The organism is Novosphingobium sp. FW305-C-111 (genome assembly GCF_058783565.1).
Genome location: NZ_JBYSYP010000002.1, coordinates 279,579 through 305,418, shown reverse-complemented (window position 1 = coordinate 305,418; position 25,840 = coordinate 279,579). Strand labels below are relative to the sequence as shown.

Annotated in this window: 24 protein-coding genes; 15 read left to right on the top strand and 9 right to left on the bottom strand. The window is 68.4% G+C overall.

All coding sequences use genetic code 11. From position 1 onward, the window contains the following. The first annotated feature begins 12 nt into the window (after nt 1-12). The 7 genes from AC3WLD_RS04010 to AC3WLD_RS03980 all read left to right on the top strand — a co-directional run bounded on the left by AC3WLD_RS04010 (nt 13) and on the right by AC3WLD_RS03980 (nt 8,428). Complete coding sequence (locus AC3WLD_RS04010) at nt 13-1,812, top strand: aminopeptidase P family protein (RefSeq protein WP_492555654.1); 1,800 nt, start codon at nt 13-15, stop codon at nt 1,810-1,812. 54 nt (nt 1,813-1,866) lie between these two features. Then, nucleotides 1,867-2,235, top strand: a complete 369-nt coding sequence (locus AC3WLD_RS04005; protein WP_492555629.1) for a VOC family protein — start codon at nt 1,867-1,869, stop codon at nt 2,233-2,235. 4 nt (nt 2,236-2,239) lie between these two features. Next, the gene (locus AC3WLD_RS04000) at nt 2,240-2,629 is read left to right on the top strand and encodes a cupin (protein WP_492555628.1); all 390 of its coding nucleotides are present in this window, start codon (nt 2,240-2,242) and stop codon (nt 2,627-2,629) included. A gap of 243 nt (nt 2,630-2,872) precedes the next feature. Next, nucleotides 2,873-3,460 (top strand): EF-hand domain-containing protein, encoded by a 588-nt coding sequence (locus AC3WLD_RS03995; RefSeq protein ID WP_492555627.1) that lies wholly within the window; start codon nt 2,873-2,875, stop codon nt 3,458-3,460. 35 nt (nt 3,461-3,495) lie between these two features. Then, on the top strand, nt 3,496-4,224 hold the full coding sequence (locus AC3WLD_RS03990) for a response regulator (RefSeq protein ID WP_492555626.1): 729 nt from the start codon (nt 3,496-3,498) through the stop codon (nt 4,222-4,224). Nucleotide 4,225: 1 nt separating this feature from the next. Beyond that, complete coding sequence (locus tag AC3WLD_RS03985; protein WP_492555625.1) at nt 4,226-5,638, top strand: sensor histidine kinase; 1,413 nt, start codon at nt 4,226-4,228, stop codon at nt 5,636-5,638. Between the two features lie 120 nt (nt 5,639-5,758). Beyond that, on the top strand, nt 5,759-8,428 hold the full coding sequence (locus AC3WLD_RS03980) for a M1 family metallopeptidase (RefSeq protein ID WP_492555624.1): 2,670 nt from the start codon (nt 5,759-5,761) through the stop codon (nt 8,426-8,428). A 45-nt stretch (nt 8,429-8,473) separates the two neighbouring features. On the opposite strand, the gene AC3WLD_RS03975 is transcribed toward AC3WLD_RS03980, so the two are convergent. After that, nucleotides 8,474-10,060 carry a helicase HerA-like domain-containing protein gene (locus tag AC3WLD_RS03975; RefSeq protein WP_492555653.1) on the bottom strand — a complete coding sequence of 529 codons (1,587 nt, stop codon included), beginning with the start codon at nt 10,058-10,060 and terminating at the stop codon, nt 8,474-8,476. A 175-nt stretch (nt 10,061-10,235) separates the two neighbouring features. Here AC3WLD_RS03975 and pabB point away from each other — a divergent pair, with 175 nt between their 5' ends. Genes pabB through arfB form a run of 4 tightly spaced genes read left to right on the top strand, consistent with a single transcriptional unit; the run spans nt 10,236 to nt 14,233 of the window. Then, nucleotides 10,236-12,005 carry an aminodeoxychorismate synthase component I gene (gene pabB / locus AC3WLD_RS03970; RefSeq protein ID WP_492555623.1) on the top strand — a complete coding sequence of 590 codons (1,770 nt, stop codon included), beginning with the start codon at nt 10,236-10,238 and terminating at the stop codon, nt 12,003-12,005. Beyond that, on the top strand, nt 12,002-13,168 hold the full coding sequence (locus AC3WLD_RS03965; RefSeq protein WP_492555622.1) for a pyridoxal phosphate-dependent aminotransferase: 1,167 nt from the start codon (nt 12,002-12,004) through the stop codon (nt 13,166-13,168). The genes pabB and AC3WLD_RS03965 overlap by 4 nt, the downstream gene beginning before the upstream one ends. After that, a complete protein-coding gene (locus AC3WLD_RS03960; protein ID WP_492555621.1) occupies nt 13,165-13,821 on the top strand; it encodes an RluA family pseudouridine synthase in 657 nt (218 codons plus the stop codon). Before AC3WLD_RS03965 ends, AC3WLD_RS03960 begins: the two co-directional genes overlap by 4 nt. After that, complete coding sequence (arfB, locus tag AC3WLD_RS03955; RefSeq protein WP_492555620.1) at nt 13,814-14,233, top strand: alternative ribosome rescue aminoacyl-tRNA hydrolase ArfB; 420 nt, start codon at nt 13,814-13,816, stop codon at nt 14,231-14,233. The genes AC3WLD_RS03960 and arfB overlap by 8 nt, the downstream gene beginning before the upstream one ends. A gap of 38 nt (nt 14,234-14,271) precedes the next feature. On the opposite strand, the gene AC3WLD_RS03950 is transcribed toward arfB, so the two are convergent. Genes AC3WLD_RS03950 through AC3WLD_RS03925 form a run of 6 tightly spaced genes read right to left on the bottom strand, consistent with a single transcriptional unit; the run spans nt 14,272 to nt 21,243 of the window. Next, nucleotides 14,272-15,135 carry an HTD2 family dehydratase gene (locus tag AC3WLD_RS03950; RefSeq protein WP_492555619.1) on the bottom strand — a complete coding sequence of 288 codons (864 nt, stop codon included), beginning with the start codon at nt 15,133-15,135 and terminating at the stop codon, nt 14,272-14,274. Continuing rightward, nucleotides 15,135-16,730, bottom strand: a complete 1,596-nt coding sequence (locus tag AC3WLD_RS03945) for an acyl-CoA dehydrogenase family protein (protein WP_492555618.1) — start codon at nt 16,728-16,730, stop codon at nt 15,135-15,137. Before AC3WLD_RS03945 ends, AC3WLD_RS03950 begins: the two co-directional genes overlap by 1 nt. 5 nt (nt 16,731-16,735) lie before the next feature. Continuing rightward, complete coding sequence (locus tag AC3WLD_RS03940) at nt 16,736-17,947, bottom strand: acetyl-CoA C-acetyltransferase (protein ID WP_492555617.1); 1,212 nt, start codon at nt 17,945-17,947, stop codon at nt 16,736-16,738. A gap of 4 nt (nt 17,948-17,951) precedes the next feature. Next, nucleotides 17,952-19,157, bottom strand: coding sequence for a CoA transferase (locus AC3WLD_RS03935; protein ID WP_492555616.1), 1,206 nt, complete (start codon nt 19,155-19,157; stop codon nt 17,952-17,954). Continuing rightward, entirely contained in the window at nt 19,157-20,323 is a 1,167-nt protein-coding gene (locus AC3WLD_RS03930) for an acyl-CoA dehydrogenase family protein (RefSeq protein WP_492555615.1), read from the bottom strand. Before AC3WLD_RS03930 ends, AC3WLD_RS03935 begins: the two co-directional genes overlap by 1 nt. An 11-nt stretch (nt 20,324-20,334) precedes the next feature. Next, nucleotides 20,335-21,243: an SDR family NAD(P)-dependent oxidoreductase gene (locus tag AC3WLD_RS03925; protein ID WP_492555652.1), complete on the bottom strand. Its 909-nt coding sequence runs from the start codon at nt 21,241-21,243 to the stop codon at nt 20,335-20,337. 108 nt (nt 21,244-21,351) lie between these two features. Between AC3WLD_RS03925 and AC3WLD_RS03920 the strand changes: the two genes are divergently transcribed. Continuing rightward, nucleotides 21,352-22,098, top strand: a complete 747-nt coding sequence (locus AC3WLD_RS03920; RefSeq protein WP_492555614.1) for an IclR family transcriptional regulator — start codon at nt 21,352-21,354, stop codon at nt 22,096-22,098. Here the strand turns inward: AC3WLD_RS03920 and AC3WLD_RS03915 are convergent. Continuing rightward, a complete protein-coding gene (locus tag AC3WLD_RS03915) occupies nt 22,095-22,307 on the bottom strand; it encodes a hypothetical protein (protein ID WP_492555613.1) in 213 nt (70 codons plus the stop codon). The genes AC3WLD_RS03920 and AC3WLD_RS03915 overlap by 4 nt on opposite strands. A gap of 72 nt (nt 22,308-22,379) precedes the next feature. Beyond that, nucleotides 22,380-22,718, bottom strand: a complete 339-nt coding sequence (locus AC3WLD_RS03910; protein WP_492555612.1) for a hypothetical protein — start codon at nt 22,716-22,718, stop codon at nt 22,380-22,382. 158 nt (nt 22,719-22,876) lie between these two features. Between AC3WLD_RS03910 and AC3WLD_RS03905 the strand changes: the two genes are divergently transcribed. The 3 genes from AC3WLD_RS03905 to AC3WLD_RS03895 are packed head-to-tail and all read left to right on the top strand — an operon-like array spanning nt 22,877 to nt 25,805. Further along, a complete protein-coding gene (locus AC3WLD_RS03905; protein WP_492555651.1) occupies nt 22,877-23,884 on the top strand; it encodes an ArsR/SmtB family transcription factor in 1,008 nt (335 codons plus the stop codon). Further along, entirely contained in the window at nt 23,881-24,762 is an 882-nt protein-coding gene (gene metF, locus AC3WLD_RS03900) for a methylenetetrahydrofolate reductase [NAD(P)H] (RefSeq protein ID WP_492555611.1), read from the top strand. The genes AC3WLD_RS03905 and metF overlap by 4 nt, the downstream gene beginning before the upstream one ends. Then, nucleotides 24,759-25,805: a homocysteine S-methyltransferase family protein gene (locus tag AC3WLD_RS03895; protein WP_492555610.1), complete on the top strand. Its 1,047-nt coding sequence runs from the start codon at nt 24,759-24,761 to the stop codon at nt 25,803-25,805. The genes metF and AC3WLD_RS03895 overlap by 4 nt, the downstream gene beginning before the upstream one ends. Nucleotides 25,806-25,840: the final 35 nt, after the last annotated feature.

Here is a 25,840-nt window from a genome sequence, read left to right as displayed (position 1 = left end):
CAACCCATGCTGATGCACACCCATGAGGCCCGGCTCGACGCGCTCCGCAAGGAACTCGCGCGGGCTGGACTCGACGGCTTCGTGATCCCGATCTCCGACGAACACATGAGCGAATATGTCGGCGGCTATGCCCAGCGGCTGGCATGGCTGACCGGCTTCGGCGGCTCCGCCGGGACAGCCGTGGTGCTGAAGGACAAGGCCGCGATCTTTGTCGACGGGCGCTACACCCTGCAGGTCCGCGACCAGGTCGATGGGCGATTCTGGGAGTACCAGTCGGTCCCCCAGACGAGCGTGGCGAAGTGGCTCGCCGCGAACGCGCCCGAAGGCGGGCGGATCGGTTACGATGCGTGGCTGCACGGCAAGCCTTGGGCAAGTGCGGTGGCGAAGGCGCTGGAAGAGCGCGGCGGAGAGCTCATCGCGGTCGAGACGAACCCGGTCGATGCGGTGTGGCAGGACCGGCCCGAACCCTCGGCGGCCCCGGCGACGATCCAGCCCACCGAACTCGCCGGCCGCTCGAGCCAGGACAAGCGCGGCGCGGTTGGCGAATGGCTGGCGGCGCGCAAGCTCGACGCCGCTGTCATTTCCGCGCTCGATTCGCTGGCGTGGCTGTTCAACCTGCGCGGAAGCGACGTGGAGCGCACGCCGGTCGCGCTGGCCTTTGCGCTGGTTCACGCCGATGGCACCGCCGACCTGTTCATGGCGCAGGAAAAGGTCACCGCCGACCTGCGCGCCCATCTCGGCAACGCGGTGCGGCTGCATGAGCGGACCGGGTTCGTCCCCGCGCTGCAGGGCCTCGCCGGCAAGCGGGTGGCCGTGGATCCCGAGCGCAGTGTCGCCGCGATCTTCGCCGCGCTGGAGGATGCGGGCGCGGAGATCGTCGAACTGCGCGATCCCTGCGTCCTGCCAAAGGCGATCAAGAACGCCGCCGAACAGGCGGGTCACCGCGCCGCCCAGTCCCGCGATGGTGCCGCCGTCAGCCGCTTCCTGCGCTGGCTCGGCGAGGAGGCGCCGCGAGGCACGGTCGACGAACTCGGCGCAGCGGAGCGGCTCGAGGCGTTCCGGGCCGAGGGCGGTCTGCTGAAAGACCTATCGTTCGACACGATCAGCGGAGCCGGCCCCAACGGCGCGGTCGTCCACTACCGGGTGAGCGAGGAGACCAACCGCAAGCTCGAACCGAACAGCGTCTATCTCGTCGATTCGGGCGGTCAGTACGCCGACGGGACCACCGACATCACCCGCACGGTCTGGGTCGGCCCAGGCGAGCCCCCGCCTGAGGTCAAGGACCGCTTCACCCGCGTTCTCAAGGGTCACATCGCGCTCGCCCGCGCGGTCTTTCCGAAGGGGACTGCGGGCAGCCAGCTCGACAGCTTCGCCCGCCAATTCCTGTGGGCGGCGGGGCTCGACTACGCGCACGGCACCGGCCACGGGGTCGGCAGCTTCCTCTCGGTCCACGAAGGTCCGCAGCGCATCGCCAAGTCGGCAGGCGGGCAGGCCGGGACCGACCAGGAACTGCTCGCGGGCATGATCCTTTCGAACGAACCGGGCTACTACAAGACCGGCGAATACGGCATCCGTATCGAGAATCTCGTGCTCGTCGAACCCCGCGAAATCGCCGGGGCGGAGGGCGAATTCCTTGGCTTCGAGACGCTGACCCACGTGCCGATCGACCGCAACCTGGTCGAGACGGCTCTCCTGTCGCCCGAGGAGCGCGACTGGTGGAACGCATACCACACGAAGGTGCTGGAGGTACTCGGCGCCCAGCTTTCAGGCGCGGACCGGGCGTGGCTTGACGCCGCCTGCTCGCCCTTGTGAGTCACTTGATGTTCCTGTAATGTTCTCATCACGAGTCGAAAGGGAGAGACTGCGATGATCGGATACGTGACGCTTGGCACCAACGACCTGCCCCGCGCGGCAAAGTTCTATGACGCGATCTGCGGCGAACTCGGCGTCGGACGGATGATGGACTTCGATGGCTTCATCGCCTGGGGCATTCCCGATGGCGGCGCGGGCATCGGGATCACCAAGCCTTTCGATGGCAACGCCGCCACGGTCGGCAACGGCGTGATGGTGGCGCTGGAAGCCAAGGACAAGGAGCAGGTCCACCGCATCTACGATCTCGCCATGGCGATGGGCGCGACCGACGAAGGCGCGCCGGGGCCGCGCGGCGATTCCTTCTACGCCGGATATTTCCGCGATCCCGACGGCAACAAGCTCAATGCTTTCGTCATGGGCTGAGGGCGTGCCCAGCCTTGAAGAACAGCCCGTCCATCTCGGCCTCGGCGCAACCGCCGGGGCCGAGCCTGTGTTCACCGGAATGGACTGGTACGAGGGCTACGTTGCCCGGCATGCGGGCGACGGGGCGGAGGGACGGCTGGTTTCGCTCCACCGCTTCACCGAAGACTGGACCATGTGGGAGATGCACCCGCATGGCGAGGAAGTGGTGGTCTGCGTCGCGGGGACGATGACCTTGCATCAGGAACCGGCAGACGGCACGCGGACCAGTGCCGTGCTGCAGGCGGGCGAGTACGCGATCAACCCTCGCGGATGCTGGCACACCGCGGACGTCGCCGGAGAGGCCGCGGCGCTGTTCATCACCGCAGGCCTCGGCACCGAACACCGCCCCCGCTGAGCGCCCCTTGCGCCGCGATGAACCGCGTGCGGCCGGAGCGACAAATTGCGACACAAAACCCCGCATCCGGCATAGGACTGCGACAACGCCCGCCTATATCGCTTCTTACGGAAGCCGCGGTGCCAGCCGTTGATACAGTCCCTTGCCGGGGGTTTTTCCCTCCCCTTCCCCCCGGCGGTCCTCTCCCCCTGGAGGACGGCGTCGCGGCTTCCACGTTTTTTTGCATTTGCCGGAGTCACCCTGATGAAGAAACTGACCCTTGCCGCCGCTGTGTCGATACTCGCGATGAGCGGCACGGCGATCTACGCTGCCGCCCCCAAGGACGCGAACGGCGATGGCAACGTCACCCGCGCCGAGGCCGTCGCCAAGGCGAACGAGATGTGGACCAAGCTAGACGTCAACAACGACGGAACGCTCAACCAGGCCGACCGCGACGCCAAGCGCGGACAGATGTTCGACCGCCTCGACGCCAACAAGGACGGCTCGATCAGCCGCGACGAGTTCATGGCGGCCCATGGCCCACGCGGCGACCATGCCGGGATGGGACACGATCGTGGACCCGGCGAAGGCCGCAAGGGCGGCATGCGCCACGGTCGCCATGGCGGCGGCATGGGCATGAAGATGGTCCGCATGGCCGACGCGAACAAGGACGGCAACGTCACCCGCGCCGAGTATGACGCGGCCGTGACCCGTCACTTCGACATGGTCGACACCAACAAGGACGGCACCATCACCAAGGCCGAGCGCCAGGCCGCGCACGCCAGGATGAAGGGTATGCGCCATGGCGGGATGGACCACGGCGACATGCCGCCGCCCGCTCCCGGCGCGTGATCGCCAAGGCGATCATCCTCGGCTAGAACATCGGCATGAGCGACACGCCCGTCCGGATCCTGCTGGTCGATGACGAACCTGCCCTGCGCGAACCCCTGGGGGACTACCTTGTCCGCCAGGGGTTTGCCGTGACCCAGTCCGGCACGGCTGCGGAAGCCCGCAGCCGGCTGGCGGAAAGCGGATTCGACCTCGTCCTCCTCGACATCATGATGCCCGGTGAGGACGGCCTGTCGCTGTGCCGCCACCTTGTCGAGGCGCGCCAGATTCCGGTCATCTTCATCACCGCCAAGGGCGAGGCGACCGACCGGATCGTCGGTCTGGAGATCGGCGCCGACGATTATGTGGTGAAGCCGTTCGATCCGCGCGAGCTCGTGGCCCGCATCCGCTCGGTCTTGCGCCGGGCGGGCCGCCAGCCCAGCGAGGCGGGCGAAAACGTGGTCTTCGAATTCGAGGGCTGGAAGCTCGACCCGCTCAAGCGCCGGCTCACAGACCCCGAAGGCGCGCTCGTGGCGATTTCCTCGGCCGAGTTCCGCCTGCTCATGGCCTTCCTCGAACACCCGCGCCAGGTGCTGGACCGCGACCGCCTGCTCGACATGGTTCAGGGCCGCGAGGCCCACTTGTTCGACCGTGCGGTCGACAATCAGATCAGCCGCCTGCGCCGCAAGGTAGAAGTCGACAGCCGCAACCCGCAATTGATCCAGACCGTGTGGGGCGGCGGCTACATGCTCGCCGCCGAAGTGCGCAAGCTGGCCGCCACCGCCTGACATGAGCCGACCGCGCCTGACGCTCTGGCCGCGCAGCCTGCAAGGGCAGATGCTGCTGGCGATCGCCCTGGCGTTGCTAGTCGCGCAGGGGCTGTCTGCCGCGCTGATCTGGCGCGCCCAGCATGAGCGCCGCGAGGCCGCGCTGGTCAACACCGCCGCGTTCCGGCTTGTCGCCGGAAGCCGGGGCGACTTGCCCGCGCCGCGCCGGCCGATCCGGCCCATCCGCCCGGACGACGACGGCGCACGCGGTCCGCGGGTCATGATCGAGGACCACTCGCCGCAGCTGCCCGGCGAAACCCGCAACGTCGAAGCCGAAAAGGCGATCGCCGAGCAGCTTGCAGACCAGGGCATCCGGGTCTCGGAAATCGTGGTGGTCGAGCGTGATCCGCAGCGTGACCATTACGCGCGGCGCTGGATGGCGCGCCATCACCGCTTCGACCACGCGGATCCGCCGCCGCGGCTGCGGATGCTGGTCGCCGCGGTGCGGCGCGACGACGGCGCCTGGCTGTCCGCCCGCGTGCTTGCGCCCGATGGCGAGCGCGCCCTCATTGCCTCGATCGCACTGCAGACGGTGGTGCTGTACATCGTCCTCGTCGGTGCGGTGGCGCTGATCCTGGGTCGCATCGCCCGGCCGCTCAAGGCGCTGACCGCCCGGGTCGAGGAATTCGCCCGCGCTCGAACCATCGACGGCCAGCTCGAGCCCGAAGGTCCGGACGACATCCAGCGCCTTATCGTCGCGCACAACGCGATGGAGGGCCGCATCGCCGCGCTGCTCGACGAGAAAGACGTGATGCTCGGCGCGATCGGCCACGACCTCAAAACCCCGCTCGCCGCGCTACGCGTCCGCATCGAGGCGGTCGACGACGATGCCGAACGTGCGCGCATGGCGAGCGTGATCGACGACATCAATCACTCACTTGACGATATCCTCTCGCTCGCCCGCGTCGGTCGGCCGTCCGACCCGCTCGAGCCGACCGAACTATCCGCGCTGGTCGCCGCGGTGGTCGAGGAATACGAGGATATGGGCGAGCCGGTGGAACTGGGCGACACCGTCCGAATTGTGATGCCGCTGCGCGCCACCTGGCTGCGCCGGGCCCTGCGCAACCTCGTGTCGAACGCGGTCCGCTATGGCCAGCGCGCTCGCGTCTCGCTCGCCCGCGAAGGCCGCGAGGCGGTGCTCCGCATCGAAGACGATGGCCCCGGCATCCCCGATGGCGAGATTGCCCGGATGATGGAGCCGTTCACCAGGCTCGAGCCCTCGCGCAACACCGGGACGGGCGGCTCGGGCCTTGGCCTCACGCTCGCCCGCGCGATTGCCGAGCAGCACGGCGGCTCTCTGGTGCTGGCCAATCGCCGCGGCCTCGACGGTGCCAGCGCGGGCCTGTTGGCGACGCTCCGCCTGCCGCTGGCCTGAACCGCCACGCCGTTCATCGAGCTGCAATCGACATTGGTCGATGGGAGCCGAAACTGGTTGGCAATGAAACCAGTGACTGATAGCGCCCCCGCAATCTTGCTGCGCCGGAGAGATACGATCATGCGCCTTCGCCGATTTTCCGCCCCCCTCCTGTCCCTTGCTGCGCTGGCCCTCGCCGGCACCGCGCTCGCCCCGCTCCACGCTGCCGAGACCACCACGACCGCCGCGGCCGAAGTGCCCAGCGACTTGCCGCGCAGCGCCAAGCCCAGCCATTACGCGATCAGCGTGGCCCCCGATGCGGACAAGCTGACCTTCGACGGAACGGTCGCCATTGACCTGGAGGTCACCGAGCAGACCCCGGCGCTGGTGCTCCACGCGGTCGACCTGACCATCGCCAAGGCGACCCTCACCCCGGCAGCCGGCGGCAAGCCGATCCCGCTCACCGTGACGATGGACGAAGCCAAACAAACCGCCAGCTTCGCCGCCACCGCCCCGATCACCCCGGGCCAGTACCGCTTCGACGCGACGTATGCGGGCAAGATCAACGAGCAGGCCAATGGCCTGTTCGCGCTCAACTACCCCGACAAGGTCACCGGCAAGGACGTCCGCGCACTGTTCACCCAGTTCGAGGCGCCCGACGCGCGCCGCTTCGCGCCGATGTTCGACGAGCCGATCTACAAGGCGACGTTCGATCTGTCCGCGACCGTACCGGCCGCGCAGATGGCGCTCAGCAACATGCCGGTCGCGAGTGAAAAAGATCTCGGTGGCGGCAAGAAGCTCGTCACATTCCAGACCAGCCCGAAGATGAGCTCCTACCTGCTGTTCTTCGGCCTCGGCGACTTCGAGCGAATGAGCCAGCCGACCAGCAGCGGCACCGTCGCCGGGATCGTCGGCCCCAAAGGCAGCGGCGAGCAGGCGCGCTACGCGCTGAACGAGCTGGTGCCGCTGGTGCCCTATTACGAGGAATACTTCGGCCAGAAGTTCCCGCTGCCCAAGCTCGACAACATTGCCGGTCCCGGCCAGTCGCAGTTCTTCGGCGCGATGGAGAACTGGGGCGCTATCTTCACCTTCGAGAGCATCCTGCTCAACGACCCGGCGATCACCAGCCCGGCCCGCCGCCAGCAGATCACCGCGACCCAGAACCACGAAGTCGCCCACCAGTGGTTCGGCGACCTCGTCACCATGGCGTGGTGGGACGACCTGTGGCTGAACGAGGGCTTCGCCAGCTGGATGGAACGCAAGGCGACCGACCACTTCCACCCCGAATGGTCGTGGCTGCTCGGCCGCGTTGATGGCCGCGAGCAGGCGATGGCGCAGGACGCGTACAAGACCACGCACCCGATCGTGCAGACCATTCGCACCGTCGAGGAAACCAACCAGGCCTTCGACGACATCACGTATGACAAGGGCGAGGCGGTCATCGCCATGCTCGAGGCCTATGCCGGCGAGGACGTGTGGCGCAGCGGCATCCGCAGCTACATGGCCGAGCACAGGTTCGGCAACAGCCGCACCGAGGACCTGTGGCGTGCGGTCGAGCAGGCCGGCGCACCGGGTCTTTCCGCCATCGCCCGCGACTTCACCTCGCAGCCGGGCATCCCGCTGGTCAGCGTGACCTCGAGCGTGTGCAAGGCGGGGACGACCACCGTCTCGCTGACCCAGGGCGAATTCACCCGCGACCGGGTCGGCCAGCCTTCGACCATGCGCTGGCGCGTACCCCTGCTGGTCAGCGCCGGCGGCGAGCCGGTCCGCTCGATCCTCGAAGGCGGCAAGGGCACCGTCACCGTCAAGGGCTGCGGCCCGGTGGTGATCAACGCCGGCCAGCTCGGGTATTACCGCTCGCTTTATCAGCCCAAGCAGCTGACCGCGCTGGCCAAGGGCCTGAAGTCGCTCAAGCCGATCGACCAGATGGGCCTGCTCGACGACCAGATGGCGCTGTCGGTGGCCGGCTACCAGCCGCTCGCCCCGGCGCTGAACCTTGTTGCGGCGGTTCCGGTGAACGCCAACCCGGTCGTCGCGCAGGATGCCGCGGGCATCCTCGACGGGCTCAACAACCGCCTCAACGACGATCCCAGGACCCGCGCCGCGCTGGCGAAGTTCGCGACCAAGGCCTGGAAGCCGCGGCTCGACATGCTCGGCCTCGACGCCAAGGCGGACGAACCCGTGACCGACGCCAACCTGCGTTCGGCGCTGATCGCGATGTTCGGGCGGATGAACGACCCGGCCGTTGTCGCCGCGGCGCGCGAACGCTTCGCCCGCCTCGAAAGCAATCCCAAGGCGCTCGACGGGCCGCTGAAGACGACCTGGCTCGGCGTGCTCGCGCGCAACGCCAGCCCGGCGGAGTGGGACGCGCTGCTCAAGATGGCACAGTCCTCGACCTCGGCGGTGGAGAAGACGACGTACTTCACCCTGCTTGGCCGTACCAACGATCCGGTGCTGGCGCAGAAGGCGCTCGATCTCGCGCTGTCGAGCGTGCCCGGCAAGACCGACGCCGCCGGGATCATCACCGCGGTCGCCGGGCTGCACCCGGACATGGCGTTCGACTTCGTCCGCGCCAACCAGGCCAAGGTCGATCCGCTGGTGGATTCGTCGGGCCGGGCGCGCTTCATCGCCCGCGTCACCGGCCAGTCGCGCGATCCGAAGATGATCGAGAAGCTCGAAGCCTATGGCGCGACCCTCGCGCCCGATGTCCGCAAGCCGATCGACGAGGTACTCGCGGTGCTGCGGGACCGCCAGCAGAGCGAACCGCGCGTCAAGCGGGAGCTTTCCGCCTGGCTCGCCAAGCGCAAGTGAACCGAAAAGGCCCTCGCAATTGCGGGGGCCTTTTTCGTTGGACGGTCAGCGCAGCAAGCCGCCCAGCAACCCGCGCGCGAACCGGCCGAGCGCCGCGCCGCCCAGCGACGTCGCGAGCGTTCCGACCGCCGCCGTCACGCCCGAGGCCACCGGCGAGGCGCGCGACTTCTTGCCGGTCATCTGCGCCGCGATCACCGCACCCGCCGACGAAGCCACGGCGCCGACCGCGGCCTTGCCCGCCTTGCCCCACAGCGACGGCGACTGGCGCGGCGAGGCGCGCTGCGCTTCGGTACCCTGCTCTTCCACCTGCTGCGCGGCGGCGGCGGCATCGGCGGCCTTCTGCTGCAGCACTTCCGAGGCGGATTCGCGGTTCACGGCCGTGTCGTACTTGCCCTCGGCCGGGCTGATCGACTGGATGATCGCGCGCTCCTTCGGGGTGATCGGCCCGAGCCGCGACCGCGGCGGGGCGACCAGCGTGCGCTGGACCACCGAGGGTGCGCCGTCGTCGTCGAGCGTCGAGACCAGCGCCTCGCCCACCTTCAGTTCGGTAATCACGGTCTCGACGTCGAGGTCCTTGTTGATCCGGAACGTCTCCGCCGCCGCACGAATCGCCTTCTGGTCGCGCGGGGTGAAGGCGCGCAGGGCATGCTGGACCCGGTTGCCGAGCTGCCCGGCGATCTTCTCGGGGATGTCGATCGGGTTTTGCGTGACGAAATAGACCCCGACGCCCTTCGAGCGGATCAGGCGGACGACCTGCTCGACCTTGTCGAACAGCGCCTGCGGGGCTTCGTCGAACAGCAGGTGGGCTTCATCGAAGAAGAACACCAGCACCGGCTTTTCCGGATCGCCAACTTCGGGCAGCGCCTCGAACAGCTCCGACAGCAGCCACAGCAGGAAGGTCGCGTAGAGCTTCGGGCTCTGCATCAGCCTGTCGGCGGCGAGGACGTTGACGTAGCCGCGGCCCTGCTCGTCGGTCTTGAGGAAGTCGTTGATCTCGAACGCCGGCTCGCCGAAGAACCGGTCCGCGCCCTGGCTTTCGAAGGCCAGCAGCTGGCGCTGGATCGTGCCGACGCTGGCCCGGGAAATATTGCCATAGCGCGTCGCCAGTTCGCTCGCCGCCTCGGCGCAGGCGACCAGCGTCGACTGCAGGTCGGCGAGGTCGATCAGCAGCAGGCCGTTGTCGTCGGCATAGCGGAAGGCAATGTTGAGCACGCCTTCCTGGGTCTCGTTGAGCCCCAGCAGCCGCGCCAGCAGCAGCGGACCCATTTCCGAGATCGTGGTGCGGATGGGATGACCGCTGTCGCCATAGAGATCCCAGAACACCGCCGGATTGTCGGAATAGGTGAAGGGATCGATGCCGAGCTCCTTCGCCCGCCCCTCGATCTTGTCGGCGTTCTTGAACTCGGGACTGCCGGGCATCGACACACCGGAGAGGTCGCCCTTCACGTCGGCCATGAAAACCGGCACCCCGCGCGCCGAGAACTGCTCGGCGATGGTCTGGAGCGTGACCGTCTTGCCGGTGCCGGTTGCGCCGGCGATCAACCCATGGCGGTTGGCCCGGCCCAGCCTGAGCACCTGCCGTTCGCCGTTCGAGGCCAGTCCGATGTAGATATCGTCGCTCACCAAGCTGATCCTTCCAAATACCGTTCGTCCTGAGCTTGTCGAAGGACAGTCCTTCGTCCGGAGCGACGGTTCACGAAAAAGCGGCCCTTCGACAAGCTCAGGGCGAACGGTGAGGGATAATCCTGGCTTGCTGCTGGCGCGAGGGGTTTTTGCATCCGCCGCGGACGGCGGCTAAAGCGCCGCCATGGTCGCCCCGTTCATCCTGCTCGACGATGCCCGCAGCGAGGGCGCGAGCGATGCGCGGCTCTACCGCGATCCGCTGGAGATCGTCGTGGCGCGGCGACCTGGGGAGGTGGCGCACGCGCTCGACCGGATTGGCACCGGCGAGGGGGAATGGGCAGGATACGTCGCCTATGAGGCCGGCCTGGCGCTGGAAGCGCGGCTTGAGCCGCTGGCTGCGGCGCGGACCGGGGCCGCCGGGCCGCTGGTGTGGTTCGCCCGCTTTGCCGGACACGAGGCGATCCCGGCAGGCGAAGTCCCGTGCTGGCTGGCGGGGCAGGCGAGCGGCCCTGCGCGGATCGGCCCGCTCGATCCGCAGCTATCGACCGGAGGCTACGCCCGCGCGTTCGGCGCTATGGCCGAGGCGATCCGCGCCGGAGACATCTACCAGGCGAACCTGACCTTCCCCCTGTCGGGCACGTACGCCGGGGACCCGCTGGCGCTCTACGCAGCGATCCGCGGCGATGCCGGAGCGGGCTATGGCGGCGTGGTCTGGGACGGCTCGCACTGGCTGCTGAGCTTCTCGCCGGAACTGTTCTTCGCGCTGAAGGAGGGCGAGGCCACCGTCCGGCCGATGAAAGGGACTGCACCGCGCGGGCGCACGGCGAGCGAGGACGACGCGCTGCGCAAGGCGCTTGCCGCCAGCGCCAAGGATCGCGCCGAAAACCTGATGATCGTCGACCTGATGCGCAACGATCTCAGCCGGGTGGCGGTGCCGGGCTCGGTTCGCGTGACCGCCCCGTTTTCGGTCGAGAGCTATCCGACGGTGCATCAGATGGTGTCGACGGTGCGCGCACGTCTGCGTGAAGGGGCGACTGCCCGAGACCTCATCCGCGCGATCTTCCCGTGCGGCTCGATCACCGGTGCGCCCAAGATCCGGGCGATGGAACTGATCGCGCAGCATGAGCGCGACGCGCGGGGGCCCTATTGCGGCGCGATCGGGCGCGTCGATCCCTCTGGAGAAGCCGCGTTCAATGTGGCAATCCGCACGCTGAGGCTCGACCCGGCGACGGGGCGGGCGGCGATGGGGGTTGGATCGGCGGTCGTGGCGGATTCCGATGCCCTGGGGGAATGGCGCGAAGACGTGATCAAGGGGGATTTCTTGCGCCAGGCGGCAAACGGCTGCGACCTGATCGAGACCATGGCTTTCGACCCTGCCCAAGGCGTGCCACTGCTCGATCTGCACCTCGAACGGCTGAAGGCGAGCGCCGCCGAACTCGGTTTCGCGTTCGATCGCCATGCAGTGCGAAACCAGATCCAGGCGCTGAGCTTCGAGATCGACCATCCGGCCAAGCTGCGGCTGGTGCTGGCCCGTAGCGGGGCGACCGCACTGGAGGCCGCGCCCCTGCCAGCGCCGCTGGACCTTGCGACTTGCGCGGTCCTGCCGCTGCCGGTGTCGAACGGCGACTGGCGCCTGCGCCACAAGACCAGCGACCGGGGCTTTTACGAGGCGGCGCTGTCGGTCGCGAGGCGCGCGGGTGCGGACGAGGCGCTGTTGCTGCGCGATGACGAACTGCTGACCGAGGGCAGCTTCACCAACCTTTTTGTCGAGCGCGGCGGCAAGCTGCTCACCCCGCCGCTCGCGCTGGGGCTGCTGCCCGGCGTGCTGCGCCGCTCGCTGATCGACGACGGCCGCGCCGAAGAAGCAGAATTGCGGATCGACGACCTTGCAGGCGGCTTCTGGATCGGCAATGCGCTGCGCGGACTGATCCCCGCCAGACTGCTCGGACAATGACCCACGACCTTTCGGCGGCGCTCGGCCGCATCTCCCCCTCGCGGACCACCGCGATGACCGACCGCGCCACCGAACTGCGCGCGAGCGGCCGCGACATCATCTCGCTGTCAGTGGGCGAGCCGGACTTCGCGACGCCTGCGCATGTCGTCGCGGCGGCGAAGGCGGCGCTGGACGCGGGTGATACGAGGTACACACCGGTGGGCGGGACGGCCCGGCTGAAGGCGGCGGCGCGGCTCCATTTCCGGCGCGACCTCGGGATCGAGGCTGAATCGGTCACGGTCAGCGCCGGGGGCAAGCAGGCAATCTTTCACGCGCTGCTGGCGACGCTCGATCCGGGCGATGACGTGCTCATCCCCAGCCCGTGGTGGGTATCCTATCCGGAGATCGTGCGCTTCGCCGGGGCCGACGTGATCGACTTGCCGACCGACGCGGCTGGAGGCTTCCGGATCACGCCGGGGCAGCTCGAGGCGGCGATCACCCCGGACACCCGCTGGCTCCTGCTCAACAGCCCGGGCAACCCCACCGGCGCGACGTATCCGGCAGACGAACTCCGCGCGCTCGGCGAAGTGCTCCGCCGCCATCCGCGCGTGCTGGTGATGAGCGACGATATCTACGCACCGCTGCGCTACACTGGCAGGAGCCACGCGACACTGGCGGTGGAATGCCCGGATCTGGCGGGCCGTATCCTGACCGTCTCGGGCGTGTCGAAGAGTCACGCCATGACCGGCTTCCGCATCGGCGTTGCCGCCGGCCCGGCATGGCTGGTCTCGCCGATGGAAAAGCTCCAGTCGCACAGCTCGGGCAATCCCGCCTCGATCAGCCAGGCCGCTGCGGTCGCCGCGTTCGAGGGGCCGCAGGACTTCCTGCTCGACTGGCGCGAGCGGTTCCGCGCGCGGCGTGATATGGTGGTCGCGGCGATCAACAGGATCCCCGGCCTCTCGACGCCGGTGCCCGAAGGCGCGTTCTACTGCATGGTCGATGCCGCGCCGCTGATGGCCCGCTTCGGCGACGATGAGGCGCTGTGCCTCCACCTGCTCGACCATGGCGTGGCGGTGGTCGCGGCCTCGGCGTTCGGCGGGCGGGACGGTTTCCGGATCAGCTTCGCCGCCGACGAGGCGCGCCTCGAAGAGGCGCTGCGCCGCATCGCGAGGGCCGTGGCATGAACGACATCCCCATCGTGTTCGAAGACGGCGAAGCGCTGGTGATCGACAAGCCCGCAGGCCTTCCGCTCGACGCGCCGCGCGCTGGTGGGGCGAGCCTCGACGACCGGCTCGACGAGCTGAAGCTCGGCTTCCAGCGCCCCCCGCAGCCGGTTCACCGGCTCGACCGCGACACCTCGGGCTGCCTCCTGCTGGCGCGCAACCCCAAGGCGCTCAAGCGCTTCGCCGCCGCGTTCGAAGCGCGGCAGGTGGAGAAGGTCTATCTCGGCATCGTCGCCGGGCTGCTCGCAGAGGACGCGGGCACCATCGCGCTGTCGCTCGCCAAGATCAGCAGCGCCGAAAAGGGCTGGCGGATGATCGCGGCGAAGAAGGGCAAGCCCGCCGTCACGCGCTGGCGCAAGCTGGCGGTCAACGGCGGCCACACTCTCGTCGAGTTCCGGCCCGAGACCGGCCGCACGCACCAGATCCGCGTCCATGCCCTGTCCGGGCTCGGTGCGCCGCTGGTCGGCGACCCGGTCTATGGCACCGGCAAGGGCGGCCCCAGGACGATGCTCCACGCCAGCCGGCTCGTCGTGCCGCGCGAAGGCAAGCCGCCGGTCGAGGCGTTCGCCCCGCTGCCGGAGGATTTTCGCGCGCTGGGCTTCAGCGATGGCTGACGATCCCGACGAGGTGGTCGCCCGCGCGCTTTCCCTGATCGAGGAAAGCTTCATCGCGGCAGCGGGTCCTGGCGGGCAGAACGTCAACAAGGTCGCGACCGCAGTGCAGGTGCGGCTCGACGTGTTCGCGCTGCGCTTGTCCCCGCCAGTGTTCCACCGACTGAAGACGCTCGCCGGGAGCAAGATGACGGCGAAAGGCGAACTCGTCTTTACCGCGCGCAAGTACCGCACGCAGGAACAGAACCGCGCCGATGCGCGGGCGCGGCTGGGCGATTTGCTGCGCGAAGCGTGCAAGCTGCCGGAGAAGCGCGCGAAGAGCCGGCTGAACCGCGTCGGCAAGGAGCAGCGGCTCGCGGGCAAGAAGCTTCGCGGCGCGGTAAAAGCCGGAAGAGGCAAGGTTTCTTTCGACTGAGAACGAAAGAGAGAACCAACAATCTCGTCATTTTTGCGTCAGACGCTCGCAGTGGCGCTCATCACCTGGCGTCCGTCCGCAGCAAACGCGCCCAGTTCCAATGCTGCACCGTCCTGCCGCAGCACGAGGTGCAGCATTTCGCCACAGATCGCTGGTGATACGCCGCGGAATGCAAAGCTCTTCAGCGCATTGTCGCCCAGCTCACGCCGCGCCAGATCGAGCAGCAGCGTGGCGGTCAGCGGGCCGTGCACCACCAGTCCGCGATACCCTTCTTCCTGCGTTGCATAGGGCAGGTCGTAATGGATGCGGTGGCTGTTGAAGGTCAGCGCGGAGAAGCGGAACAGCAGAGGCTCGGACGGCACGACCGATCGCACCGCACCCCATCCCGAAGCATCGAACACGCCATCACCCGGCGCAGGCGGAACCGGGGCAGCACCGGCCGGCGCGGGCTCGCGGTAGACGATCGATTGGACCTCGCGCACGGCGGTCCCGGCCTCGCCGCTGGTGTCGTGCGCCACTTCGACGAACACGAGATGGCCCGATCCCCCCTGCTTGGAAGTGACCGACCGGACCGTCGAGACCCGGCTCACCGTATCGCCGATACGAAGCGGCTGGACGAACTCGACCTTGCTCGAGGCCCACATTCGGCGCGGCAGGGGGACCGGGGGGAGGAAGCTGTCCGGGCCGTCGTCGCGCAGCGGGTGGCCGTCGGGACCGAGCCGCGCCGTCGCCGCGTCGGGCACGCCAAGGCACCAGTGCAGTCCCTGCGGCACCGTGCCGTCATCCGGCGCAGCGCGGTCGAGCGTCGCCAGCCAGCGTGCCGCGAGGCCTTCGTCGATGCGGTCGGTGCGCGTCTCGCTGCGGCCGATCCAGGCGTCCCACATGTTCGGCGTTTCCGGCATCAGTTGCGTCCGCCGACCAGGCCGCGCGCGATCACCTGCGCCTGGATTTCCGCCGCGCCTTCGAAGATGTTGAGGATGCGTGCGTCGCACAGCACGCGGCTGATCTCGTACTCGAGCGCATAGCCGTTTCCGCCATGGACCTGCAGCGCCGCGTCGGCATTGGCCCACGCGGCCCGCGCGGCGAGGAGCTTGGCCATGCCCGCCTCGATATCGCAGCGCTTGCCCGAATCCTTCGCCCGCGCCGCCGCGTAGGACAGCTCGCGCGAGAGAACGAAGTCGACCAGGCTCATCGCGATCTTGTCCGACACCCGGGGGAAGTCGAGTATCGCCTTGCCGAACTGCTTGCGGCTGGTCGCATAGTCGAGCGCGAGTTCCAGCGCGCGCTTGGCGACGCCCACCGCTCGTGCCGCGGTCTGGATCCGGGCACCCTCGAAGGTGCGCATCAGCTGCTTGAAGCCCTGCCCCTGCTCGCCGCCCAGCAGAGCGTCGGCGGGCGCGGTCATGCCGTCGAACTGCAACGCGTATTCGCGCATCCCGCGGTAGCCGAGCACTTCGATCTCGCTGCCGGTCATGCCTTCGGCCGGGAACGGCTCGGACTCGGTCCCGCGCGGCTTGGGCACCAGCAGCATCGAAAGTCCGGCATAGCCTTTCGCGTCGGGCAGGGTGCGGCACAGCAGGGTCATAAGGTCGGAGCGGCTGGCATGGGTGATCCAGTTCTTGGCTCCGTCGATCACCCAGTGGCCACCCTCCAGGCGCGCCCTCGTCTGCAGCGAGCCGAGGTCGGAGCCGACGTCGGGCTCGGTGAACACCGCGGTCGGCAGCACCTCGCCACTCGCGATCTTCGGCAGCCATTCGGCCTTCTGCGCTTCGGTCCCGCCCATCGCGATCAGTTCGCCGGCGATCTCCGAACGGGTGCCGAGCGAGCCTGCGCCGATCCAGCCGCGCGACAGCTCCTCGGTGACCAGGCACATCACCAGCTTCGACAGGCCGAGCCCGCCGAATTCCTCCGGGATGCACACGCCGAACGTGCCGAGCTCGGCCATGGCCGCCACGGTGGCATCGGGCACGAGGTCGTTGGCGAGGTGCCACTTGTGCGCATGCGGCAGGATTTCCGCCTCGGTAAAGCGGCGGAACTGTTCGCGGATCGCGTCGAGATCGGAATCGTGGAGAGTCTCGCTCGGCCACTCGCCCGCCGCCAGCCGCTCGGCCAGCTCCTTGCGGACATCGGCGAGATCGGCACCGAGCAGGTCGGCGCAGGCATGGGCCAGGTCGCGTGCCGCATAGTGCAGGCCAAGGTCGGCCGGACGGAACAGCTCGTTCTGGCCCATCGGCAGGCCGCCGACGAGCTGCCCCAGCGTCTCGGCAAAGGCGAGCCGGCGAACGAGGTCATCGACCTGGTTGGTACCGCCGCCAGTTTCCGCCCACTCCTGCACGGCTTCGAGCGCGGCGACGCTGGTCGCCACCCAGGCGAAGCCATGGGCGGCCCGCTGCTCCTGGTCCACGTGACGCTCGGCCAGCCGCGATGCCAGCGCGGTCTGCGCCTCGGCCCGATATGCTTGAGCCGAAGCGAGGACCCTCGAGTAGTCGACGTCCATGGCCATCAGGCCTTTTCGAACACTGCGGCGATGCCCTGCCCGCCGCCGATGCACATCGTCTCGAGCCCGTACTTCACGTCGCGGCGCTGCATTTCGCGAGACAGGTTCGCAAGGATGCGCCCGCCGGTCGCGCCGATCGGATGGCCGAGCGAAATGCCCGAGCCGTTGACGTTGAGGATCTCGTGGCGGCTGTCGTCGTCCGACCAGCCCCAGCCCTTGAGACAGGCGAGGACCTGCGGCGCGAAGGCTTCGTTGAGTTCGATCAGGCCGATGTCGTCCCACGACAGGCCATTGCGCTGGAACAGACGCTCGGTCGCGGGGACCGGTCCGATACCCATGCGGCTGGGGTCGCAGCCTGCGGCCGCCCACGAGTGGAAGAACGCGATCGGTTCGAGGCCCAGTTCCTCCAGCTTGTCCTCGGCGACGACGAGGCAGGCTGCACCGGCATCGTTCTGCTGGCTGGCGTTGCCGGCGGTGACCACCCCGCCTTCGAGCGGGCGCAGCTTGCCCAGCGTTTCCATGGTGGCGTCGGCGCGGTAGCCTTCGTCGTGATCGAACAGGACCGGATCACCCTTCTTCTGGGGGACCGGCACAGGGACCAGTTCGTCGTCGAACAGGCTGTTCTGCCACGCCGCGGCGGCACGCTGGTGACTGCGCACGGCATAGGCATCGCAGGCCTCGCGGCTGATGTTCCAGTCCTTGGCGAGGTTCTCGGCCGTCTCGATCATCCCGGTGATGATGCCGTAACGCTCGATCGGCTGGCTCATCACCCGGCCGCGGGTGAGGCGGTCATGCAGGGTCAGGTTGCCGGCGCGGACGCCCTTGCGCACGTCGGTGGTGTAGTGCTCGACGTTCGACATGCTCTCGCAGCCGCCGGCGATGACCACGTCGGACACGCCGGTCTGGACCATCATCGCGGCATTGACGATCGCCTGGAGGCCCGAGCCGCAGCGGCGGTCGAGCTGGTAGCCAGGCACCTCCTCGGGGAAACCGGCGAGCAGCCACGACCAGTGCGCGATGCACGGGGCCTCGCCGTTGCCATAGCCCTGCGCGAAAATGACGTCGTCGACCCGGGCGGGGTCGATCTTCGTGCGCTCGACAAGCGCCTTCAGGATGACAGCGCCGAGCTGGCCGGCCGTCATGCCGGAAAGCGAGCCGCCGAACTTGCCGACGGCGGTGCGGATCGGGGCGACAATGGCGGCGCGACGGAGGGTCATGGGTTCAGGTCCTTGCTTGGCCGACGATGCCGGCGTCGATGAGGCGGGCGATCTCGCCCGATGAGAGGTTGAGGCGCGAGGCGAGCACTTCCTCGCTGTGCTGGCCGTTGACCGGGGCCGGCAGCGGCGCGCCCCGGTCAAGCTGCGGGATCGTGCCGAACGGGCCGGCGGCGGGGTAGGAAAAGCCGCTGGGGTTGGTGCTTTCGGCCGCGAACATGGGATTGTCGGCAACGAGGCGCGGATCGTTCGCGGCGTCGCGCATGGTCCGGTAGGCCGAGTGGACGATACCCGCTGCATCGAACGCGGCGGCGAGGTCGGCGTGGGTCCGCGCGGCAATCGCTGCCTCGAACAAGGGGTATAGCGCGTCGCGGTGGGTGAAGCGCAGGCCGTCGTCCTTGGCGAAGGAGACCCCACGCTCAGCCTCAACCGCGGCGATAGCGTCACCCAGAGCGAGGGCGGCGATGAGGTTGGCCCATTGGCGGTGGGTGACGACAACGATCATCGTCCGCTGCCCGTCGGCGGTCACAAAATCGCGCCCGAACAGGCCATAAACCGCGTTGCCGAGCCGTGGGCGGTTCTCGCCCGAGTAGAGCACTTCGGCGATTCCGCCGAGATTGGCGACCGTGCCGATGGCGACGTCGGACAGCGGAATGCGCACCTCGCTTCCCGCGCCGCTCGCCTCGCGGCGGCGGATCGCGGCGAGCATCGCGAAGGCCGCATAGGCGCCCGAGAGGAGGTCCCATGCCGGCAGGACATGATTGACCGGCTCTGGTCCCGGGCCCGTCATCATCGGGTAGCCGACCGCGTTGTTCACGGTGTAGTCGAGCGCGGGCGAACCATCGGCCCAGCCCATGACACGCACGGTGACGAGGCCCGGGCAGCCCTTGCTCAGCTTGGCGTGGGAGAGAAAGCCCTCGGCCGGAAAGTTGGTGATGAACTGGCCGACGCTGCGCACGAGCGCCTGCAGCAGCTCGCGGCCCTCGGGCCGGCCGAGGTCGAGGGCGACCGACTTCTTCGCCCGGTTGAGGTTCTCCCAGTAGAGCGAATTGTTTTCCGCCGTGACCGGCCAGCGCCGGTAGTCCGGTCCGCCGCCCGCCTGGTCTACGCGAATGACCTCTGCGCCCATCTGCGCGCAGTAGAGCCCGGCAGTGGGCGAGGCGACGAACGATGACGCCTCGATCACCGACAGGCCGGAGAGCAGGTCGTACATTACTGCCCCGCCGCCCACTCGCGCAGCATGTGCTTGGCGATCTGGAGCTGGAGGATCTGGGTGGTGCCTTCGTAGATCCGGTAGATGCGCGAATCGCGGAAGAACCGCTCGGCGTCGTATTCGGCAAGGTAGCCGGCACCGCCATAGACCTGGACCACCCGATCGACCACGCGGCCGCACATTTCGGATGCGAAGACCTTGAACGCCGCCGCCTTGCGCAGGACGTTCTCGCCGCGGTCGGCGCGGGCGGTGACGTCGGCCATCATCGCTTCGGCCGCGTAGATCTCGATCTCGCTTTCGGCGAGCATCTGCTGGATCAGCTGGAAGTTCGCGATCGGCTCGCCGAAGGCCTTGCGTTCGTTGGCGTAGCGCAGCGCCGAATCGAGCGCGCGGCGGGCATAGCCGGTGGAGGCCGCGCCGACCGAGATACGCCCGTTGTCGAGGCTCTTCATCGCGGTGACGAAGCCCTTGCCTTCCTCCAGCCCGAGCAGCGCGTCGGCGGGGAGGTGGACGTCCTCCATGATGATGTCGGCGATGGCGCTGCCGGCCTGGCCCATCTTCTTGTCCTTCTTGCCGACCGACACGCCCGGCGTATCCATCGGCACGAGGAATGCGGAAACGTGGGCGTTCTTGGGCAAGGCTTCCTTGCTGGTGCGCGCCATGATCAGCGCGACCTTCGCGTAGGGCGAATTGGTGATGTAACGCTTGGTCCCGTTCAGCACCCAGCCGTTGCCGCTCTTCACCGCCATCGTCTGCATCGCGGCGGAGTCGGACCCCGAGCCGGGCTCGGTCAGCCCGAACGCGGCGATCTCGCCGGCGGCAAGGCGGGGCAGCCATTCCGCCTTCTGCGCCTCGGTCCCGCCGTTCTTGAGCGCCGAACAGACCATCCCGATGTTGATCGAGATGATCGAGCGGAATGCCGGCATGGCATAGGCGAGCGTACGGATCGTCTCCGCATATTGCGAAACGCTCATCCCGGCGCCGCCGAACTCCTCGGGCATGGTCAGCCCGAACAGCCCCATGTCGCGCATTTCCTGGAGGATGTCGGCGGGGATCTCATCCGTCTCGATGATCTCGCGCTCGGCCGGGATCATCCGTTCGCGGACGTAGCGGTGCAGCTGTTCGATGAACTGGTCGAAGACCTCGGGGTCCATTCCGGTGCTCATGGCTTGGGTCCTCAGATCGGGTCGTAGGGGAAGACGTGGGCACTGACTTCGTCGGCACGGGCGAAGCTGGGGCGGAACGACGGGATCAGCTCGTCGGCGATCGCCTCGGGCGTCCAGCCTTCGACCTTGGTCATCGAGCGGACCGGGCGCGGCTTGTCGAACAGGACGATCTCGTTCTTGCGGACCGAGAAGATCTGGTTGGTGACCTCCTTCGCGGCATCCGACGCGAGGTAGACCACCAGCGGCGCGATCTTGTCCGCGCTCATCGACTTCATCCGCTCGACCCTGGCCTTCTGCTCAGGCGTTTCAGCGGGGATCGAGGCGGTCATCCGGCTCCACGCGAACGGCGCGATGCAGTTCGACCGCACCCCGGCGCGGGCCATGTCGAGCGCGATCGACTGCGACAGTCCGACGATGCCGAGCTTGGCCGCCGAGTAGTTGGCCTGGCCGATGTTGCCGATCAGGCCGCTGGTCGAGGTGAAGTGGATGAAGCTGCCCGACTGCTGCTCGCGGAAATAGGGTGTCGCCGCCTTCGAGACGTTGAAGGTGCCGTTGAGGTGGACGTCGATCACCGCGCGCCAGTCCTCGTGGCTCATCTTGTGCCAGATGGTGTCGCGCAGGATGCCGGCGTTATTGACCACTGCGTCGATCCGCCCGAAGCGCTGGACGGCATCCTCGATGATCGAGGTCGCGCCCGCCGGGTCGGCCACGCTGGCGAGGTTGGCGTGCGCCTTGCCGCCTGCCGCGACGATGTCGTTGACGGTTTCCTGCGCCGGACCGGCGTCGCCGCCGTCTCCGCCGCCGCCGACGCCCGGGTCGTTGACCACGACGGCCGCGCCATGACGCGCGCAAAGCAGCGCAATCTCGCGCCCGACGCCGCGACCGGCGCCCGTGACGGCAACGACCTTGCCTTCCAGCATACCCATTCGACTCTCCCTTTGAGCAACCCGGAAATGCCGCAAACGCCGCTCGCTTTCAATTCATCATCTGGAATTGCTTTTCATGATCATGAAAATTATGGTTGCGGCATGCCCGGTCCAGTCCGATCAGTCTCCCAGGCCCTCGCCATCCTGCGCCTGGTTGCCGCACGCCCGCGCGGGATGACGCTGTCGGACATCGCCCGCGCCACCGAACTCAGTCCTTCGAGCACGCTGAACCTGCTGCGCACGCTGGTTGCCGAGGGCGCGCTGGAACGCTCGGACGACGACCGCCGCTATCGCCTCGTCGCGGGCTGGAGCGCGACCGCTCCGCCGCGCGGCAAGATCGAGCGGCTGATCGAACGCGCGCAGGGACCGATGCGAATCTTCGCCGATTCGCACGAATGCACGGTCGGGCTGTGGCAAGTCGTCTCGAGCGACCGCTTTTCGCTCATCGCACTGGGTGAAAACGAAGCGTCGACGCGGATCCACATGGTGGTCGGACAGCGCCAGCCGATCGGCGGCGGTTCGATCGGCCGCGCGCTCGCCGCGGCGGAAGCGATCGAGGAGCCGGAGATGCGACGGCGCTACGCGATGGTCCGCTGGCAGCAGCCGGTCCCGTTCGAGACTTACGCCGCACAAGTCGCAAGGGCGCGCCGGGTCGGTTTCGCGATCGACGACGGCTTCGGCCATGCGGGAATCTGCTCGATCGGCGCGGCCATCCCCGCGCTGAAAGCCCCGCGCTTCTGCGTTACCGCCTCGATCTTCGCGCGCTCGCGCGACACGGTGACGATCGATGCGCTGGGCCAGGCGCTGGTAGCGCTGGCCCGTCACCCGGCGCTTGAGGTTCCGGCCTAGGGAGCGGGAGTCTCGCCGGCCTCTGGCATATCCCCGGTCACGTCGGGGTGCGGGTCGGGCAACGGCTGCTGCTTGCGCGCGTCGAGCATTTCCGCCGCCTCGTCGAGCGCCTTCGCCTCGCCCTGCGTGACCCCGCCGGGACCGGGATCGTTGTCGGTGCTGCCGCAGGCGGCGAGCAGCAGGACGGCGGGAAGCAGCGCGAGACGCATCGGGAGTCTCCGTAAAAGGAAAGGGCGGGAAGCCGCAGCCCCCGCCCCCTTTGTTCCAGTAGCGTCCTGCGCTTACTGCGCGCCGGCGGCGTCGGCCTTCTGTTCCGCGGCGGCGGCGGCGGCCTGCGCGGCGGCACGGGCGGCTTCGACCTTCTTGGCGGTGTCGGCCGCAGCGGCGGCGGCATCGTTGGCCGACTGCACGGCCTCAGCCGCACCCGCCGAAGCATCGGCAGCCGGGTTGGCCAGCGCATCGGCGGCGGGCTCAGCCGACGGCGGCGCGGCGGGCATCAGGTCATCGGGCTGCTCGACCGATTCCGGCGTCGCGGCATCGGAGGCATCGTCGGACTTCCCGCAGGCGGCCAGCGAAAGCGCGGCGGCGGCGGCGAAGGCGGCAATGGCGAATTTCTTCATGGACAGGTCCTCATTCATTCCGTTGCTGCAGGGTGATGCAGCTTGCGCGGGTTCTATCCCGCGCCCCCCGCAAAGGCAAACCGCGAATAGAAATGCTTCGCCGCGTCCAAGCCGGTTGCGGTTGACCATATAAAGATTTCTTTATATCCGCCTTGGACGTGATCACCCTCGACGCCTTGCGCGCGCTGGCAGACCCGACGCGCCTGCGCATCATGCGCCTCCTCGCCAGCATGGAGCTGGCGGTGGGCGAACTCGCGCAAGTCCTGGGACAAAGCCAGCCACGCGTATCGCGCCACGTCAAGATCCTCTGCGATGCGGGCCTGGCCGAGCGCCGCCGCGAGGGCGGCTGGGTGTTTCTCCGCGCCGCGGTCGTCGCCGACCCGGCGACCTCGCGCCATGGCGCTTTGGGCGCGGCAATTGCCCGCCTGCTCGATCTCGCGGAAGCAGAGGACACCGCCTTTGCCCGGCAGGGCGCGGAAGATCGCCAGCACCTCGGCGCAATCCGCGAGGCGCGACAGGCCCATGCGGCAGAGTGGTTCGACCGCCACGCCGAGCACTGGGACGAGCTGCGTTCGCTCCACATCGCCGACGGACCGGTCGAGGCGGCGCTGGGCGATCTGCTTGGAAACGACCTCGGCGACCTGCTCGATATCGGCACCGGCACCGGCCGCATGGCGGAACTGTTCGCCGCCCATGCCCGCCACACCATCGCCTTCGACAAGAGCCCGGAGATGCTGCGCATCGCCCGCGCCCGTCTCCAGCACTTGCCCGCCGATGCCGTGGAACTGGTCCAGGGTGACTTCACCGCGCTGCCGTTCGCCGACGCCAGCTTCGACACGCTCCTGTTCCACCAGGTGCTGCACTATGCGCAGGCCCCCGAACTCGCGCTGGCCGAAGCGGCGCGGGTGACCCGGCCCGGCGGGCGCATCGCCATTGTCGACTTCGCCGCGCATGACCGCGAGGAGCTGCGCGAGCGCCATGCCCACGCCCGTCTCGGTTTCTCCGACGCGCAGGTCCGGGCGCTGTTCGCCGACGCCGGGTTCGCACCCGAGGCCGATCGCGCGCTCGCCGGGCGCGAGCTCATCGTGAAGATCTGGACCGGGGTGCGCCGCGATGCCGCGGCCCAGCCGGTCCCGCTGAAGAACAGGAAGAAGGCCGGGCAATGATCCCCTCTCCCAATCCATTGTTCGCCGGATTGCCGGGCGACATCTCGGTCAGCTTCGAGTTCTTCCCGCCCAAGACCGAGAAGATGGACGCGCAGCTGTGGGACGCGATCACCCAGCTCGCCCCGCTCGATCCTTCGTTCGTTTCCGTGACTTATGGTGCGGGCGGCTCGACGCGTGAACGGACCCACGCCACCGTCGCGCGGATCGTCAACGAAACCGCGCTGATTCCCGCCGCGCACCTGACCTGCGTCGCCGCGAGCAAGGGCGAGATTGCCGATGTGGCCGATCAGTACTGGGACGCCGGCGTGCGTCACATCGTCGCCCTGCGCGGCGACCCGCCGGCGGGCGCGGGGACCGCGTTCGAACCGCATCCCGAAGGCTACGCCAGCGCCGCCGAATTGGTTGCGGGCCTCAAGGCGCGGCACGACTTCGAAATTTCGGTCGCGGCCTATCCCGAAGTCCACCCCGAAGCGGCCAGCGCGGAGAGCGACCTCGACAACCTCAAGCGCAAGCTCGATGCGGGCGCGACGCGGGCGATCAGCCAGTTCTTCTTTTCCACCGATGCCTGGTTCCGCTTCATGGACAAGGTTCTCGCCGCGGGAATCTCCGCGCCGATCCTGCCGGGGATCATGCCGGTGACGAGCTTTGCCGCGATCCGCCGGATGAGCGGCAACACCGAAATCCCGGGGTGGATGGAAACAATGTTCGAAGGGCTCGACGACCGCGCGGGCCCGCGCGGGCTCGTTTCCGCTGTCGTCGCCGCCGACCTGTGCCACCGGCTCTACCAGGGCGGGGTGCGCGACTTCCATTTCTATACGTTGAACCGGGCGGAACAGGCCTATGCCATCTGCCACCTGCTGGGAGTGAGGCCGAAATGAGCGCACGCGAGACACTGCTCGCCGAAGCGGCGAAGCGCATCCTCATCACCGACGGCGCCTTCGGCACCGAGATCCAGAACTGGAAGCTGAGCGAGGCCGACTATGCGGGCGACCTCGGCCTCGCCAAGGACCAGAAGGGCAACAACGACATCCTCGCCCTGACCAAGCCGGAGGTACCCGAGGCGATTCACCGCGCCTATTTCGAGGCCGGGGCCGACATCGCCGAGACCAACACCTTCTCCGCCAACCGCATCAGCCAGGCCGACTATGCCGCCGAACATCTGGTGCGCGAGATCAACCTCGAAAGCGCCCGGCTCGCCCGCCGCATCGCCGACGAGTATCAGGCGAAAGACGGCCGCCCGCGCTTCGTCGCGGGCGCGATCGGGCCGACCAACAAGACCCTTTCCTTGAGCCCCGACGTCAACGACCCCGGCTACCGCGAGATCGACTGGGATACGCTGGTCGACGTCTACAAGGAACAGGCCGCCGCGCTGGTCGAGGGCGGCGTGGACTTCATCCTGATCGAGACGGTGTTCGACACATTGAACGCCAAGGCCGGGATCATGGCGGTCAAGCAGCTCGAGGCGGAGCTGGGGCGCGAAGTGCCGATCATGCTGTCGATGACGCTGACCGACCTGTCGGGCCGCAACCTCTCCGGCCACACGGTCGAGGCGTTCTGGTACGCGGTGCGGCATGCGAAGCCGGTGACGATCGGGCTCAACTGCTCGTTCGGCGCGACCCAGCTGCGCCCGCACGTCCGCGCGCTGTCGGAGATCGCCGACACGCTGATCATGGTCTATCCCAACGCCGGCCTGCCAAACGAGCTCGGCGCATACGACGAGCTGCCGGAAACCACCGCCGGCCTCGTCCGCGAATGGGCCGAGCATGGCCAGGTCAACATCCTGGGCGGCTGCTGCGGCTCGACCCCCGACCATATCGCGGCCATGGCCAAGGCGGTGCAGGGGCTGGAGCCGCGCAAGGTGGCGACGCCCGAGCCGGTCACTCGCCTCGCCGGGCTGGAGCCGTTCGTGATGGCGGCGTGAAAAGTCCCCCTCCCGCATGCGGGAGGGGTTAGGGG

What these genes read in the sequence shown, in the direction of transcription:
- AC3WLD_RS04010 (WP_492555654.1), top strand. Translation starts at nt 13, where the DNA reads ATGCACACCCATGAGGCCCGGCTCGACGCGCTCCGCAAGGAACTCGCG.
- AC3WLD_RS04005 (WP_492555629.1), top strand. Translation starts at nt 1,867, where the DNA reads ATGATCGGATACGTGACGCTTGGCACCAACGACCTGCCCCGCGCGGCA.
- AC3WLD_RS03995 (WP_492555627.1), top strand. Translation starts at nt 2,873, where the DNA reads ATGAAGAAACTGACCCTTGCCGCCGCTGTGTCGATACTCGCGATGAGC.
- AC3WLD_RS03990 (WP_492555626.1), top strand. Translation starts at nt 3,496, where the DNA reads ATGAGCGACACGCCCGTCCGGATCCTGCTGGTCGATGACGAACCTGCC.
- AC3WLD_RS03985 (WP_492555625.1), top strand. Translation starts at nt 4,226, where the DNA reads ATGAGCCGACCGCGCCTGACGCTCTGGCCGCGCAGCCTGCAAGGGCAG.
- AC3WLD_RS03980 (WP_492555624.1), top strand. Translation starts at nt 5,759, where the DNA reads ATGCGCCTTCGCCGATTTTCCGCCCCCCTCCTGTCCCTTGCTGCGCTG.
- pabB (WP_492555623.1), top strand. Translation starts at nt 10,236, where the DNA reads ATGGTCGCCCCGTTCATCCTGCTCGACGATGCCCGCAGCGAGGGCGCG.
- AC3WLD_RS03965 (WP_492555622.1), top strand. Translation starts at nt 12,002, where the DNA reads ATGACCCACGACCTTTCGGCGGCGCTCGGCCGCATCTCCCCCTCGCGG.
- AC3WLD_RS03960 (WP_492555621.1), top strand. Translation starts at nt 13,165, where the DNA reads ATGAACGACATCCCCATCGTGTTCGAAGACGGCGAAGCGCTGGTGATC.
- arfB (WP_492555620.1), top strand. Translation starts at nt 13,814, where the DNA reads ATGGCTGACGATCCCGACGAGGTGGTCGCCCGCGCGCTTTCCCTGATC.
- AC3WLD_RS03950 (WP_492555619.1), bottom strand. Translation starts at nt 15,135, where the DNA reads ATGCCGGAAACGCCGAACATGTGGGACGCCTGGATCGGCCGCAGCGAG.
- AC3WLD_RS03945 (WP_492555618.1), bottom strand. Translation starts at nt 16,730, where the DNA reads ATGGACGTCGACTACTCGAGGGTCCTCGCTTCGGCTCAAGCATATCGG.
- AC3WLD_RS03940 (WP_492555617.1), bottom strand. Translation starts at nt 17,947, where the DNA reads ATGACCCTCCGTCGCGCCGCCATTGTCGCCCCGATCCGCACCGCCGTC.
- AC3WLD_RS03935 (WP_492555616.1), bottom strand. Translation starts at nt 19,157, where the DNA reads ATGTACGACCTGCTCTCCGGCCTGTCGGTGATCGAGGCGTCATCGTTC.
- AC3WLD_RS03930 (WP_492555615.1), bottom strand. Translation starts at nt 20,323, where the DNA reads ATGAGCACCGGAATGGACCCCGAGGTCTTCGACCAGTTCATCGAACAG.
- AC3WLD_RS03925 (WP_492555652.1), bottom strand. Translation starts at nt 21,243, where the DNA reads ATGCTGGAAGGCAAGGTCGTTGCCGTCACGGGCGCCGGTCGCGGCGTC.
- AC3WLD_RS03920 (WP_492555614.1), top strand. Translation starts at nt 21,352, where the DNA reads ATGCCCGGTCCAGTCCGATCAGTCTCCCAGGCCCTCGCCATCCTGCGC.
- AC3WLD_RS03915 (WP_492555613.1), bottom strand. Translation starts at nt 22,307, where the DNA reads ATGCGTCTCGCGCTGCTTCCCGCCGTCCTGCTGCTCGCCGCCTGCGGC.
- AC3WLD_RS03910 (WP_492555612.1), bottom strand. Translation starts at nt 22,718, where the DNA reads ATGAAGAAATTCGCCATTGCCGCCTTCGCCGCCGCCGCCGCGCTTTCG.
- metF (WP_492555611.1), top strand. Translation starts at nt 23,881, where the DNA reads ATGATCCCCTCTCCCAATCCATTGTTCGCCGGATTGCCGGGCGACATC.
- AC3WLD_RS03895 (WP_492555610.1), top strand. Translation starts at nt 24,759, where the DNA reads ATGAGCGCACGCGAGACACTGCTCGCCGAAGCGGCGAAGCGCATCCTC.